Here is a 13,971-nt window from a genome sequence, read left to right as displayed (position 1 = left end):
CTCCGGATCAGGCCTCGTTGAACGGGTCCGCGACGAACGGGGTGGCCTGGTGGAAGTAGAGCTGCCAGCCCCCGTCCGTCAACCGCCACAGTGAACTCCGGTGCGCGCGGCTGCCTTTGTGCTCGGTGTCGAAGGTCAGGTGGACGAGGCCGGGGCAGAGCTCGACGCCCTCCATCCGGGAGGCGGTCAGGGGTCCGGGGCGGTTGGTGGCCTCGGAGGTGAGTTCCGCGATGATCGCGGCGCGGTCCCAGAGCCGGCCGCTGGTGCCGATCTCGCGGAACTCGGGGTGCAGCACCGTCGCGAGGAGCTGCGCGGAGCGGCGTACCTCGGGGTCGAGCAGGCGCAGTTCGTTCTCGATGGCCTCGGCCACCGGGTACGGGAGCTCAGTCACGGGTCAGCTCCACGAGCTTGACCACGGTGTTCCAGTTGCGGCTGGTGGCGACGAGCCCCTTGGTGACGGCGGGCCGGGCGAGTGCGACGGCGAGGCCGGAGCGGCCGAGGCCCTCCGGGGCGTAGAGGTAGAGGGCACGGTCGCCGAGCCGGAACTCCTCCGGCAGATGGGCGGCGGGGTCCACCGGTGCGAAGCGGTCCTCGGTGACCGGCCCGTCGTAGAAGGTGACGTGCAGCTGCTTGCCCTCCAACTCCGCGGCGGGGAAGGGGCATGCGTCGGCGACGGCACGGAGGTAGGCGCCGGAGCGGACGAGGCAGTCGACGGCGAACCCGAAGTGCTCCTCGACGGCCCGCTCGATCCCGGCCGCGACCTCCTTCTCGTCGTCGCTCGCCGCGGTGAGGACCGCGTTGCCGCTCTGCAGGTACGTGGTCACACCGCTGTGGCCCAGTTCCGAGAGGAGCGCGCGCAGTTCCGGCATGGGCACCTTGCGGTGGCCCCCGACGTTGATGCCGCGCAGCAGGAGTGCGTACGTCGTCGTCATGGGGCTCACCTTAAGGGCTGCACGTTCCCGGACCCTGCCGGGACGGGCGCGCGGTGCGAAGGGGGTGGGTGATTCCGCCGGAGCGCGGTCCGGCCCGCGCTCCGGCGGGCCGTACGGGCTCAGGCGGGTCAGGCCGACTTCGACGGGTGTCAGGCGGACTCGGGCCTGCGGAACGCGTCGGCGTGACGTGCGCACCAGTCCGCGAAGGTACGCGGTGTACGGCCGAGCAGCCGTTCGACGGTGTCCGTCCGGAACCCGACGGTGTCGGCGCGCATGAGCGTGAAGCCCTCGGTGATGGCGTCGGCGAGCGCCCGGGGCGCCCCGTGCGGGAAGCGGGACCGTACGGCCTCGTCCGGCGTGTTCACCGCGCGTACCTCGATGTCGCGGCCGGTGGCGCGGGAGAGGATGCTCACCTGCTCGGTGACGGTGAGCGCCTCGCCGCCGGTGAGGGCGTACTCCTTGCCCCGATGACCGGTCCCGGTGAGGACGAGGGCGGCGACCGCGGCGATGTCCGCGGGGTCGATGGGTGCGGAGCGGCCCGGACCGACCGGGTCGAGGACGTGGTTTCCCTCGTTGAGGGTGGGGATCCAGTCGAGGGCGTTGGTCATGAAACCGCCGGGCCGGAGGAAGGTGGCGGGTATCGCCGAGGCGCGGACGATCTTCTCGCGTTCGTGGTGCCAGTGGGCCATGGCGGGGAGCGGTTCGATGGTGACGTGGAGGGAGGACAGGTGCACGATGTGCCCCACGCCCGCCGCCTCGGCGGCGGCGACGGCAGCGGCGGTGTGGTCGGTGCCGATGCCCTGGGTGACCAGGAAGAGCGAGTCGACGCCGGCGAAGGCCGGAGTCAGCGTCGAGGGCTCGCCCAGGTCGCCGACGACGCGCTCGGCACGCTCGGGCAGTGCGGCGGCACGGGCCGCGTCGCGTACGAGAAGACGTAACTCGGCTCCCTTCGCGTCGAGTTCGCGGGTGAGCTCACGGCCGATGTTCCCCGTCGCCCCGGTGACCAGTATCATCTGAATCCTTCAAGTCATTTGCCAGCTAACGAATTGGCGCAGACGTTAGCCGGTGAATGATTAGCCGTCAATCGATTCTCGCGCGGCGGTCCGTGCCGGCCGCCCACGACCGGAAGGCCGCCCGATGCCCGAGTTCCTGGACCTGCACGGCAAGACGTCCAAGGCCCTCCGGGCGCTGGCCGACGCGGCCATGCGGCGCCACGGACTGCACGTGGGGCAGAACCACCTGCTCGCCAGGTTGTGGGAGCGGGACGGCAGCACGCCCGGCGAGGTCGCCGCCGCGCTGAACGTCACGACGCCCACCGTCGTCAAGATGGCCGACCGGATGACCGCGGCGGGGCTGCTCACCCGGCGCCGCGACGAGCGGGACAACCGCCTCGTCCGCCTCTGGCTCACCGACGCGGGGCGCGCGCTGCGCGAGCCCGTCGAAGCGGACCGGCGCGCGATCGAGGAGAAGGTCACCGCGGAGCTCACCGGGGCCGAGCGTGACATCCTCCTGAGCGCCCTGGCGAAGGTCCACCGGTCGGCCACCGGACTCCTGAAGGAACCCGGCGCCGGCCGGAAGCCCCCGCCGGACCCGGCCGGGTGATTCGGGACGGGTGGCGCGGGACGGGCGATCCAGGACGGGCGATCCGGAGCGGTCGGGACGTGCGCGCGCGTGCCGACCGCCCCGAGGGGAGGGATGATCGGTGCCGGAGGACGCCGGAGCAGGCCGGCGGGGTCCTCCCTGGAATCCGCGTGAAGACCGATGCCCCGGTGACAGGAGATCCGCGTGAAGATCGCAGTGGCGGGCGGCACAGGCACCGTCGGGCGGCATGTGGTCGACGTCGTCCGCGAGCGGGGCCACGAGGCGGTGGTGCTGTCCCGCTCGAACGGCGTGGACCTGACCTCCGGTTCCGGCGCCGCCGAGGCGCTCCACGGGGTCGCGGCGGTCGTGGACGTGACGTCGAAGCAAACCATGTCCGCCAAGGCTTCGGCGGAGTTCTTCACCTCGGTGACCCGGCAGCTGCTGGCCTCGGAGCAGGCCGTCGGGGTGGGGCACCACGTCGCGCTGTCGATCGTCGGCATCGACCGGGCTCCGCACGGCTACTACGCCGGCAAGGTGGCCCAGGAGCGGCTGGTCGAGAGGGGCGCGGTCCCGTGGACGATCCTGCGGGCGACGCAGTTCCACGAGTTCGCGGGCCAGATCTACGGGCAGATCAAGGTGGGCCCGCTGGTGGCCGTACCGAGGATGACGTCCGAGCCGGTCGCCGCCCGCGAGGTGGCCGAACGGCTGGTGGAGCTGGCCACGGGCGCCCCGGCGGGACGCGTACCCGACCTGGGCGGACCGCGGGTCGAGTCGATGTCCGCGATGGTCAGGGCGTACGCGCACCATACGGGCAAGCGGGGCCCGATCGTGGAGGTCCCGCTGCCCGGCGGGATGGGCCGGGCCATGCGGGACGGGAGCCTGGTCACCCGGGAGCCGGCCGACCACGGGACGCTCACCTACGCGCAGTGGCTCTGGCTCCAGCGGCCCACCGTGTAGCCGCTCCCCCCGCACAGCCGGGGGTCCGGCGGGGTCAGCGCTGGTAGCGGGCGAGGACCCGGTTCCCGTCGTCCACCAGCCGGTCCGTCAGCTCGTCCAGGCCGATCGTGCCGCTGTAGTACTCCTGGAGCGCGGGGGTGGCGACCTTGTCCTTCCACTCCGGGTAGCCGCGTACCGACTGGGCGGGGGCGGGCCGGAGCCCTTGCGCGATCGCGGTGCCGGTGGCCCAGCCCAGGTCCTCGGTGTGCAACGCGGGATCGGCGAGGGCCTCCGTGCCGGTGGGGAGCATCCAGTCGCCCTTGGCCAGCCGGACCATGTTGGGCGGGTCGAGCAGGAAGTCGATGAACTCGACCGCCTCCTTCTTGTGCGGGCTGTCCTCGGCGACGGAGAGGGTCTGCGGGCTCACCCCCTGGGCCGTGCCGTCGCTGCCCGCGGGTGCGGGGAGCACGCTCCACTCGAACCCCTCGGGGGCCTGTTCCACGACCTGCTGCCGGTAGGCGAAGCCGAGCGGGACCATGGCGTACTTGCCGCCGAAGAACCCGGGCAGGGTGTCCGAGCCGCCCATGCCGAGCGCGGTCCTGGCCGCGCTGTGGTCGACGGTGACCTGGTCGTGGATGGTCCGGGGCACCACGGAGTCGCCTTCGCCGAACCGCAGGTCCACCTTGCCGTCCTCGCCCCGGTGGAAGAGCTGTCCGCCGGTCGAGAGCCCCAGGTTGAGGGTGACGGAGACGGGTTCCTTGAGCGGCCAGGCGACTCCGTACCGCCCCTTTCCGGTGAGTTCCTTGGTGACCTGGCGGAACTCCTCCCAGCTCCACGGGTGTCCGGCGGTGGGGATACGGACGCCCGAGGCCTTGAGGATCTTCGTGTTGGCGATGAGGACCTTGGGTTCCTGGAGGAACGGGACGCCGTAGACCCCGCCGTCGAAGGTGGTGGTGGACCAGGAGGCCGCCGGGATGTCCTGGGTGAGCCGGCCGGGCAGGAGGGCACTGAGGTCCGCGAGGTAGCCGCCGTACGCGAAGTCGGCGAGGTCGTCGGAGGCGTCGTGGATGATGTCCGGCGCCTCGCCGCCCTCGAACGAGGTGAGCAGTTGATCGTGGACGCTGTCCCAGCTGCCCTGGACGTAGTCGACCTGGATGCCGGGGTGGGCGGCGTTCCACTCGGCGACGAGTTCCCTGTTGGCCTTCACGGACTCCGTCTGCCAGGCCAGTGACTGGAAGCGCAGGTGCACCGTCCCGTCGGCGTCGGTGCCGTCGCTCCCGCCGCCGGAGCATCCGGCAAGGAGCAGGGTGAGCACGGTCGCGGCGGCGGCCGCAGCCCTGGTGAACGCGCGCATCAGCTCTTCACCGCCCCGGCCAGCATTCCGCCGGTGATGCGGCGCTGGATGAAGGCGAAGAGGAGGAGGGAGGGCAGGGTGGCGAGGAAGGCGGCGGCGGCGAGCGGGCCGAGGTCGGCGGCTCCCTCGGCTCCGATGAAGTGGGTGAGGACGACCGGCAAGGTCTGCTTCTCCGGGGTCTTGAGCAGGACGAGGGCGAAGAAGAACTCGTTCCACGCGGTGATGAAGGCGAAGAGGGCGGTGGCGACGATCCCGGGGGCCAGCAGCGGGGCGGTGACCGAGACGAGGGTGCGCAGTCGTCCGGCGCCGTCGACGGAGGCGGCTTCCTCCAGTTCGGCGGGGACGGCCCGGACGTAGCCGACGAGCATCCAGAGCGCGAAGGGCAGCGACCAGACGACGTAGACCATGATCAGGCCCGCCAGGGAGTTGATCAGGTGCAGGTTCTTCAGGATGAGGAAGAGCGGGATGATCAGCAGAACGAAGGGGAACGCCTGGCTGATCACGACCCAGCCGGTGGCGGCGGCCGAGAGCCTGCCCCGGTGACGGGCCATCACGTAGGCCATCGGGGTGGCGATGAGGACGCAGATCACTCCGGCGCTGACGGCGGCGAGCAGGGAGTTCCCGGCGGCCTGGAGCAGCGGCTGTTCGTCGAACGCCTGCCGGAAGTTGTCCAGGGTGGGGTGCTCGGGAATCCAGGTGGGGTGCAGGGAGCCCAGTTCGCGGGCGGGCTTGAAGGCGGTGGAGATCAGCCAGACGAAGGGGAACGCGAGGAAGACGAGGTAGCCGGTGAGCGCGAGGTACTGTCCCGCGCGGGTGGTCCGTCCGGTGCGCATGCTCAACGGTCGTCGCCTCCCCGGAGCCGGCCCGCGAGGTACACGGCGAGGATCACGGAGATCACCGCGACCATGACGCAGCCCATGGCCGCGGCATAGCCGAACTGGCCGTAGCGGAAGGCCTCTTCGTAGGCGAAGAGCATGGGCAGCCGGGTCCGTCCGCCGGGCCCGCCGCTGGTCAGGACGTAGACCAGGGCGAACGAATTGAAGTTCCAGATGAAGTTGAGTGCCGTGATGGAGAGCGCGACGGGTTTCAGCGCGGGCCAGGTGACGGTACGGAAGCGGCGCCATGCCCCGGCGCCGTCGAGGGCGGCGGCCTCGTGGAGTTCGTGCGGGGTGTTCTGGAGTCCGGCGAGCAGGGCGACGGTGGACTGGGGCATTCCGGCCCAGATACCGACGACGATCACGGCGGGCAGGGCGGTACCGAATCCGGTGAGCCAGTCGCGCCCGTCGCCGAGGCCGAGGTCGCGGATGGTCTCGTTGAGGATGCCCGCGTCCGGGTTGTAGACGAGGCGCCACATGATGCCGACGACCACCTCGGGCATGGCCCAGGGGATGATCGCCAGCGCCCGCGCCAGCCAGCGCATCCGCAGGTTCTCGTTGAGCAGCAGCGCGAGGCCGAGGGCGAGCAGGAACTGGGGGACGGTGACGCCGACGGCCCAGAGCAGGCCGATCCGGAAGGAGTCCCAGAAGAGGGTGTCGTGCAGCAGGTCCTGGAAGTTGAGGGCGCCGATCCACTGGGTGGAGCGGGTGCGGCCGGACTGCGCGTCGGTGAAGGCGAGCCCGATGCCGTAGAGCAGCGGGCCGACGCTGAGGACGAGGATCGGGATGAGGGCGGGCAGTACCAGGAACCAGGTGGCCCGGTCCCGGGCGGCCCGCTCGCCGCCGCGTCCGTCGTCCTTGCGGCGCTGTCCCGGCCGTCGGCCGCCCGACCACCGACCGCCCGACCACCGACCGCCAGTCCGCTCCGTCGCGGCCGGAGTCGCCAATGTCACAGTTTGACCTCTTCGTAGCATCTGATCGGCTTTCTGCCGCTCTGGCCGCTCACCCGGCCTCCGTCATGGTCCTGACGGGCCGACCGTTCGTCAAGGTGGCCTGCAGGAATGCGAAAATCGGGCCATGAACGAAGAGCGAGCGCGCGAGGTACTGACCGCTGCCGGACTGGCCGGAAATGGCTCGTCCGGCTCCGCTTCCGGGGCGGAGCTCCTGGCGCTGGGCGAGAACGCGGCCTTCGCCGTGGGCGATCTGGTGGTGAAGGTCGGCCGCGACGCGACGCACCATCCCGAACTGCGCGAACGCGCCGGACGCGAGGTCGCGGTGGCCGGCTGGCTCGCGGACGCCGGCGTCCCCGCCGTGCGGGCCGCGGAGCCCGCGCCCCGCATGGTGGAGGGGCACCCGGTGACCCTCTGGCACCGGCTTCCGGACGCCGTACGGGCCCCCGAACCGCGCGATCTGGCCCCGTTGTTGACCTTGGTGCACGCCCTGCCGGCGCCGGAGGGATTCACCCTGCCCCGCCGTGAACTGCTCGGCGGGGTCGAGCGCTGGCTCCAGATCGCGGGCGACGCGATCGACCCGGCGGACGCCGATTATCTGCGCGAGCGCCGGGACGGCTTCGCGGCCGCCGCCGCCGCGCTCGTACCGCATCTGCCCCCGGGTCCCGTGCACGGCGACGCGCTGCCGCGCAACGTCCACGTCGGCCCGGACGGCCCGGTGCTGGTGGACCTGGAGACCTTCTCCTTCGACCTGCGCGAGCACGACCTCGTGGTGCTCGCGCTCTCCCGCGACCGGTACGGCCTGCCCGCCGACGCGTACGACGCGTTCACCGCCGCCTACGGCTGGGACGTACGGGAATGGGACGGCTGCGCCGTGCTGCGCGGGGCCCGGGAGACGGCCAGCTGCGCCTGGGTCGCCCAGCACGCGCCGTCCAACCCGAAGGCGCTCGCCGAGTTCCGCCGTCGGGTCGCTTCGCTCCGGGACGGTGACCCCGAGGTGCGGTGGTACCCCTTCTGAGAGTGACCGAGGGATCGTGAGCTCCAACCGCCCGCGACAACGCCGCGTTGATCGCAAAGAGTTCTCCGCGAAGAATATTCGCAAAGAGCTCAGCGACGCTCTTCCCTGGTTCGTGCTCGTCACGACGGGCAGCGCGACGCGTACCGGGTTGGTCGCCTGCTGCGAGACGGCTCCGTACGTCGTGGTCAAGGCGCTCGCGGGGCCGGTGGTGGACCGCGTCGGCCCGCGGGTCATCTCCGGCCCGGGGCAGGGGGCGGCACGCGTTCGGGACCGGGCCGGGGGTGGGCCGGCACGTAAACCGGCTTGTGGGGAGCGGAGCCGGCGGTCATCCTCGTGGGCGGCGCAGCTCCGGCTGCCCGCCCCCCGATCGAGTACCCCCCGACCGTGAGGACCAGAGTGCCGTCCTTCGTCCACCGCATCACCCCGTACGACCCCGCCGACCGCGACGAGCACGGCTGTTACACCGGCTCGAAGGACTCGAACAGCGACCACGGGCCGGTCGAGGCCGCCCAACTGCGGGCGATAGCCGCCTTCGCCGAGGAGACCGGTGTCGACCGCGTGGCCGTTCGTGAACCGGAGATCTCCGCACACCTCCGATTCGGCCGGGAGCCGGCGATCGACGGTTACGGCTTGGCCGGGCTCTTCCCACCCGGCCTCGGCGGGTTCCACGACGGCGCCGAGGTGTCCCTGTCCGTCGCGCTGGAGCTGGTCCGGGCCATGCTCCGCGACAACGGAGCGTGGTGCCGTCTGGAATACCGGGACGTGTTCGCGGTGCACGTCGGGTGGGACCAGTACGTCTTCGTCGGCAGCGACCGGCTCTGCGAGAGCGCCCTTGCCCGCACCCGGGCGCTCGGGCTCTTCCCGGAACTCGTGCACGCGTCCCCCTACGACGCGGACTTCGACGAGCCCGGTACGCAGCGGCCGGCCGACGAGGATTTCTGGGCCCGCCTGCGCTGGTCGGTCGCCTCGGGGCGAGCGGCAATCCTGGAGGAGGGCTACGTGTACAACGCCGAACGCCGGCACCGCCTCACCGAGGCGGGCCTCGACGCGGTCCGGGCCGGGCTCACCCCGCGGGCCCGGCTGACCGTGTGGCCGGACCTGTCCACCGACGTAGACGCGGTGCTCGCCTCGCTTCCAGACGAGGGACTGGTCGAGTTCGTGTGGGAGGACGCGGCCGGGGCCGTCACCGGTGCTTTGGTCGACGAGTCCGAGTACGGGGAGCTGGCCGTCCGGGTGGCGGGCGCCCGCGCGGCCATGGCGCTGCCCCTGGCCGTCGATGAGCGGCACCCCCTGTTCACGGCCGTCCTGCCCGACGACGACGGCGTCCTGCGCGCGCGGTGGCGGACCGAGCAGACGCCCGGCGACCGGGACTGGGACTTCCTGAGGACCCTCCGCCGTGGGCAGAACGTCCGCGGCACGGTCACGGAGATCGCCGACACCGGCGTCACGTCCGTGGACATCGGCGGCTTCACCGGGGTGATCGAAGTCCCCGGACTGCCCTCGCCAGGGGACGACCACGCTCCGGACGCGCTCACCGTGGGTCAGGAGGTCTCCGTCGAGATCCTCGACGTCGACATGGTGCGAGAACGGCTGACGCTGTCGCCGAAGGCGACGCGGGACGTACGCGACCCGTCGTCCGCCCAGGACCCGCGCCCCTCCAGGTCTACCGGCTCCGCGGGATGACCGGCCAGGCCGGTTCGACGACGGCCGTCGGGTCCGAGGTGCGCCGCAGGTACGCCTGCAGCGAGGCCGACTGGGTGGCCGCCGCCGTCACCTGGAGGTCGTGCAGGTCCGTCAGGGGCATCGCCGCGACGGGCCGGTGCACCTCGCCCATGCGCCGCACCACCCGAGCGGCAGCCAACGCGTCCGCCCTCGCTTCGTGGGCGTCGTCCAGCGGTACTCCGTAGTGCGCGCAGAGGGCGTGCAGGGCGCGCCTGCCCTTGCGGTACTTGTCGACGTGCTTGTCGATCACCAGCGGGTCGACGATCGGCGAGGGCACCGAGCCGAGCCGCTCGGTGATCGACTCCAGTCCGTGCCGCCGGCACTCGCGGTCGAGCAGGGAGAGGTCGTACCGGGCGTTCATCACGACCAGCGGGGTGCCCGAGCGCAGGACTCCGGCGACCGCCTCGGCGATCTCCTCGATCGCGGCGGCGGCCGGGACGCCGTGCCGGCGGGCGTGGTCCGTCGAGATGCCGTGGATCGCCGAGGCCTGTTCGGGTATCGCCACCCCCGGATCGACCAGCCAGGTCCGCTCCTCGGAGACGGCCCCGTCCGCGTCCAGCCGCACGACCGCAGCGGTGACGACGCGGTCGGTCTCGACGTCCGTGCCCGTCGTCTCCAGGTCGAAGCCGACCAGTGGTTCCCGGTGCCAGCTCATCCCGTACCTCCTCCGTGGTGCTTACCCCCAGTGAGGAACACCCTGTCACGCACCACTGACAGACCGGTCGGCGGGCGGTCCGGATCAGGAGACGGGCCGGGAGTCGGTCCACACCGACTCGAACTCCTCGCGGTACGTCTCGAACAGACCGTGCTCGGCCTCCTGCCCCGCGCGGACGACCGCGCGCCCGCCGCCCCGCAGGACCAGGACGGGCGCCTCCATCCCGCGTGCGCGGCGCAGATACGGCTGGACGACTCCCACCGCGTCGGGCCCGTCGCCGTCGACCAGGTAGGCGGTAAAGCGCGGGGTCTCGTCGAACACCTGGATCTGGAAGGCCCCCGGATCGCGGAGCCTCGCCCGTACCCGGCGCATGTGCAGGATGTTCATCTCGACCGACCGGCTCAGCTCGCCCTTGCGGAGGTTGAGTTCCCGTTCGCGGCGGCGGACCGCGCTGCTGGCCGGGTTGATGAAGAGCAGTCTGATCCGGCAGCCGGTCTCGGCGAGCCGGACCAGCCGTCGCCCGGAGAAGTTCTGCACGAGCAGGTTGAGCCCTATGCCGATCGCGTCGAGCCGGCGGGCGTTGCCGAACAGGTCCTCGGCGGGCAGCTGGCGCTGGAGCCGTACCCGGTCGGGGTGGACGGAGACCACGTCGGCATACCGGTCGCCGACCAGGGATTCGACGGCGTCGACGGGCAGCCGGTCGGCGGAGGGCACGGCGGCCCCTCCGCCGAGGATGGCCAGGAGCCGCTGGGAGGCTCGCTCGGCCTGGGCGTGGACGGCCTCGTTGAGCGCGCGGTTGCGGGAGACGACGTTCCGCGCGACCTCCAGTTCGTCCAGGGCGAGCTCGACGTCGCGCCGGTCGTCGAAGTACGGCTCGAAACAGGGCCAGTGCTGGACCATCAGCTCCCGGAGCTGGGGAAGGGTCAGGAAGCTGAGCACGTTGTCGTCGGCCGGGTCGAGCAGGTACCCCTTCCTGCGGGACACCTCGCGCACCGCGACGGCCCGCTGCACCCACTCCTGGCCGGCCGGCCCGGCGGCGGCCACCACCCAGTCCTCGCCGTTCACCGGCGCGTAGACGGGCCGGAGCACGGCGGCGACCACCGCGCGGAGACGCTGTTCGACGAGATTCAGCCAGATGTACGCACGCCCGGCGCGCTGGGCGCGTGTCCGCACCTCGCCCCAGTCCTCGGCGCTCCAGCCCAGCTCCGCGCCGATCTCCAGGGGCTGTGCCAGGGAGACCGTCCCGGGCGGCGCGTCGTTCGGCTCCCCCTCGTGACTCACGTCACCCGGAGGCAGCTCGAACCCTCCCGAGCTCACCCGTACACCGCCTTCCACTCCCCCACCCAACGATCACGGAAGGGTACTCCGCGAGCGCGGACCCGTGCAGCCCCCTGCCGAGGACGCTGCGTCAACTGGTGTACCGAAAGCGTGGGTTCCCTGGCCGGGCGGGGAAGGGAGTGAGCTGATTCATAGTGAGGTGACCAGCGGGGGGCCGGTGTTCGGGGCGTCCGTCGGGTTCCGGCGGACCGGTCGGGCCGCAGGAGTGTCATGCGGTGCGGCGTGTTGACGGCCCGCGCCGGGGTACACGGCGCACGACGCCTCCCGTTCGCGACCGCACCGGCCGACGTACTAGGTACGCGCGCCTCTTTCGGGGATTATCTGGCTGAAGAACCGCACCACACCCGGATCAGAAGTGGAAGAGTCATATCTATGCAGGTCTGGCCGGGACAGGCGTATCCGCTCGGCGCCACGTACGACGGCGCCGGGACCAACTTCGCGGTCTTCTCGGAGGCCGCCCACCGCATCGAGCTCTGTCTGCTGCACGACGACGGTTCCGAGACGGCGGTCGAGCTGCGCGAGACCGACGCCTTCGTCCGTCACGCCTACCTGCCCGGCATCATGCCGGGCCAGCGGTACGGCTTCCGCGTGCACGGACCCTACGAACCCCAGAACGGGCAGCGGTGCAACTCCGCGAAGCTGCTGCTCGACCCCTACGCGCGGGCCGTGGCCGGGAAGATCGAGTGGGGCGAGGCGGTGTACGGCTACCCCTTCGGGCGGCCCGACGCGCGCAACGACCTGGACTCGGCACCGCACATGATGAGCTCGGTCGTGGTGAACCCGTACTTCGACTGGGGCGACGACCGCAGGCCGCGCACGGACTACCACCGCACGGTGATCTACGAGGCCCATGTGAAGGGCCTGACGATGCTCCACCCGGGCCTGCCCGAGGAGCTGCGGGGCACCTACGCGGGTTTGGCGCATCCGGAGGTGATCGCCCACCTGACCGAGCTGGGCGTCACCGCGATCGAGCTGATGCCGGTGCACCAGTTCGTCCAGGACCACCGTCTGGCGGACGCCGGACTCGCCAACTACTGGGGCTACAACACCATCGGCTTCTTCGCCCCGCACAACGCGTACGCCTCCTGGGGCGATCGCGGGGAGCAGGTGCTGGAGTTCAAGCAGGCCGTCCGGGCGCTGCACCAGGCGGGCATCGAGGTGATCCTCGACGTGGTCTACAACCACACGGCCGAGGGCAACCACCTGGGTCCGACGCTCTCCTTCCGGGGTCTGGACAACGCCTCGTACTACCGTCTGACGGACGACCAGCGGTACTACATGGACACCACGGGCACCGGGAACTCGCTGCTCATGCGGTCCCCGCACGTACTTCAGATGATCATGGATTCGCTGCGGTACTGGGTGACCGAGATGCACGTGGACGGTTTCCGCTTCGACCTGGCGGCGACGCTCGCCCGCCAGTTCCACGAGGTGGACCGGCTGTCGTCCTTCTTCGACCTGGTGCAGCAGGACCCGGTGGTGAGCCAGGTGAAGCTGATCGCGGAGCCCTGGGACGTCGGGGAGGGCGGCTACCAGGTCGGCAACTTCCCGCCGCTGTGGACCGAGTGGAACGGCAAGTACCGCGACACCGTGCGCGACCTGTGGCGGGGCGAGCCCCGGACGCTGGCGGAGTTCGCGGGGCGCCTGACCGGCTCCTCCGACCTCTACCAGGACGACGGCCGACGGCCGCTCGCCTCGATCAACTTCACCACCTGCCACGACGGGTTCACCCTGCACGACCTCGTCTCGTACAACGACAAGCGCAACGACGCCAACGGCGAGGGCAACCGCGACGGCGAGAGCCACAACCGCTCGTGGAACTGCGGCGCGGAGGGCGAGACCGACGACCCGGCCGTACTGGAACTGCGGGCGCGGCAGATGCGCAACTTCATCGCCACGCTGATGCTCTCGCAGGGTGTGCCGATGCTCAGCCACGGCGACGAGTTCGCCCGTACGCAGGACGGCAACAACAACGCCTACTGCCAGGACAACGAACTCTCCTGGGTGCACTGGCCCGATCCCGCGCGGAAACCGGGCGACGCCGCCCGGGACGAGAAGACCGGCACCGAAGGCACCGGAGGAGCGGAGGCCGTACGGAAACCGGGCGACGGGCTGCTGGAGTTCACCCGGGCCATGGTCTGGCTGCGCAGGGACCATCCGGTCTTCCGGCGACGCCGGTTCTTCCACGGCCGCCCGGTCGAGGGCACCCACGACGAGCTCTCCGACATCGCGTGGTTCACGCCCGAGGGCAAGGAGATGACCCAGCGGGACTGGCAGGCCGCGCACGCCAAGGCGATGACCGTCTTCCTCAACGGCCATGCCATCTCGGAGCCGGGACCCCGCGGCGAGCGGATCTTCGACGACTCCTTCCTGCTGATGTTCAACGCAGGCGCCGAGACACTCGACTTCGCGGTGCCCGTCAACCACGGCGCGCAGTGGGAGGTCGTGGTCGACACGGGCCGCCCGGAGGGAGTACCGCCGGGGAGCGGGCCCAAGGTCGCGGCGGGCGAGCACCTCTCGCTGATCGGCCGGAGCATGACGGTCCTGAAGCGGCCCGCCTGAGTGGTCCTCCGCAGGGGCGCGGGCGCCGGGGCTCCGGCATCCGCGCCC

13 protein-coding genes and 1 pseudogene are annotated in these 13,971 nt (G+C 71.4%); 6 read left to right on the top strand and 8 right to left on the bottom strand.

What is annotated here, in order from left to right:
• Positions 1 to 7: 7 nt before the first annotated feature.
• The 3 genes from OHA55_RS26980 to OHA55_RS26970 form a co-directional block, all read right to left on the bottom strand.
• Complete coding sequence (locus OHA55_RS26980; protein WP_266710252.1) at positions 8 to 391, bottom strand: nuclear transport factor 2 family protein; 384 nt, start codon at positions 389 to 391, stop codon at positions 8 to 10.
• Positions 384 to 932: a DUF1697 domain-containing protein gene (locus tag OHA55_RS26975; protein WP_266710251.1), complete on the bottom strand. Its 549-nt coding sequence runs from the start codon at positions 930 to 932 to the stop codon at positions 384 to 386. Before OHA55_RS26975 ends, OHA55_RS26980 begins: the two co-directional genes overlap by 8 nt.
• A 149-nt stretch (positions 933 to 1,081) precedes the next feature.
• Positions 1,082 to 1,945 carry an NAD(P)H-binding protein gene (locus OHA55_RS26970; protein ID WP_266710250.1) on the bottom strand — a complete coding sequence of 288 codons (864 nt, stop codon included), beginning with the start codon at positions 1,943 to 1,945 and terminating at the stop codon, positions 1,082 to 1,084.
• A gap of 124 nt (positions 1,946 to 2,069) precedes the next feature.
• Between OHA55_RS26970 and OHA55_RS26965 the strand changes: the two genes are divergently transcribed.
• Complete coding sequence (locus OHA55_RS26965; protein WP_266710249.1) at positions 2,070 to 2,534, top strand: MarR family winged helix-turn-helix transcriptional regulator; 465 nt, start codon at positions 2,070 to 2,072, stop codon at positions 2,532 to 2,534.
• A gap of 183 nt (positions 2,535 to 2,717) precedes the next feature.
• A complete protein-coding gene (locus tag OHA55_RS26960; RefSeq protein WP_266710248.1) occupies positions 2,718 to 3,470 on the top strand; it encodes an SDR family oxidoreductase in 753 nt (250 codons plus the stop codon).
• 34 nt (positions 3,471 to 3,504) lie between these two features.
• Here the strand turns inward: OHA55_RS26960 and OHA55_RS26955 are convergent, their stop codons facing one another.
• The 3 genes from OHA55_RS26955 to OHA55_RS26945 are packed head-to-tail and all read right to left on the bottom strand — an operon-like array spanning position 3,505 to position 6,631.
• Entirely contained in the window at positions 3,505 to 4,803 is a 1,299-nt protein-coding gene (locus OHA55_RS26955) for an ABC transporter substrate-binding protein (RefSeq protein WP_266710247.1), read from the bottom strand.
• Positions 4,803 to 5,642 (bottom strand): carbohydrate ABC transporter permease, encoded by an 840-nt coding sequence (locus OHA55_RS26950; protein ID WP_266710246.1) that lies wholly within the window; start codon positions 5,640 to 5,642, stop codon positions 4,803 to 4,805. The genes OHA55_RS26955 and OHA55_RS26950 overlap by 1 nt, the downstream gene beginning before the upstream one ends.
• Positions 5,639 to 6,631 (bottom strand): carbohydrate ABC transporter permease, encoded by a 993-nt coding sequence (locus OHA55_RS26945; protein WP_266710245.1) that lies wholly within the window; start codon positions 6,629 to 6,631, stop codon positions 5,639 to 5,641. The genes OHA55_RS26950 and OHA55_RS26945 overlap by 4 nt, the downstream gene beginning before the upstream one ends.
• A 124-nt stretch (positions 6,632 to 6,755) precedes the next feature.
• Between OHA55_RS26945 and OHA55_RS26940 the strand changes: the two genes are divergently transcribed.
• The 3 genes and pseudogenes from OHA55_RS26940 to OHA55_RS26930 all read left to right on the top strand — a co-directional run bounded on the left by OHA55_RS26940 (position 6,756) and on the right by OHA55_RS26930 (position 9,329).
• Positions 6,756 to 7,646: an aminoglycoside phosphotransferase family protein gene (locus tag OHA55_RS26940; protein WP_266710244.1), complete on the top strand. Its 891-nt coding sequence runs from the start codon at positions 6,756 to 6,758 to the stop codon at positions 7,644 to 7,646.
• A 97-nt stretch (positions 7,647 to 7,743) separates the two neighbouring features.
• Positions 7,744 to 7,884, top strand: a pseudogene (locus tag OHA55_RS26935) (MFS transporter); the annotation flags it as partial.
• Between the two features lie 146 nt (positions 7,885 to 8,030).
• Positions 8,031 to 9,329, top strand: coding sequence for a S1 RNA-binding domain-containing protein (locus OHA55_RS26930; protein ID WP_266710243.1), 1,299 nt, complete (start codon positions 8,031 to 8,033; stop codon positions 9,327 to 9,329).
• On the opposite strand, the gene OHA55_RS26925 is transcribed toward OHA55_RS26930, so the two are convergent.
• Together OHA55_RS26925 and OHA55_RS26920 are read right to left on the bottom strand one after the other, a co-directional pair.
• Positions 9,310 to 10,023, bottom strand: coding sequence for a 3'-5' exonuclease (locus OHA55_RS26925; RefSeq protein ID WP_266710242.1), 714 nt, complete (start codon positions 10,021 to 10,023; stop codon positions 9,310 to 9,312). The two genes, OHA55_RS26930 and OHA55_RS26925, sit on opposite strands and share 20 nt — an antisense overlap.
• A gap of 84 nt (positions 10,024 to 10,107) precedes the next feature.
• Entirely contained in the window at positions 10,108 to 11,340 is a 1,233-nt protein-coding gene (locus tag OHA55_RS26920) for an SAV2148 family HEPN domain-containing protein (protein WP_266710241.1), read from the bottom strand.
• A 393-nt stretch (positions 11,341 to 11,733) separates the two neighbouring features.
• On the opposite strand from OHA55_RS26920, the gene glgX reads away from it, so the two are divergent.
• On the top strand, positions 11,734 to 13,923 hold the full coding sequence (gene glgX, locus OHA55_RS26915; protein ID WP_266710240.1) for a glycogen debranching protein GlgX: 2,190 nt from the start codon (positions 11,734 to 11,736) through the stop codon (positions 13,921 to 13,923).
• Positions 13,924 to 13,971 lie beyond the last annotated feature (48 nt).

Origin of the sequence: Streptomyces sp. NBC_00102 (assembly GCF_026343115.1) — a bacterium.
GTDB lineage: Bacteria > Actinomycetota > Actinomycetes > Streptomycetales > Streptomycetaceae > Streptomyces.
The sequence above is the reverse complement of the archived record's forward strand: the minus strand, read 5'-3'. Positions and strand labels throughout refer to the sequence as shown.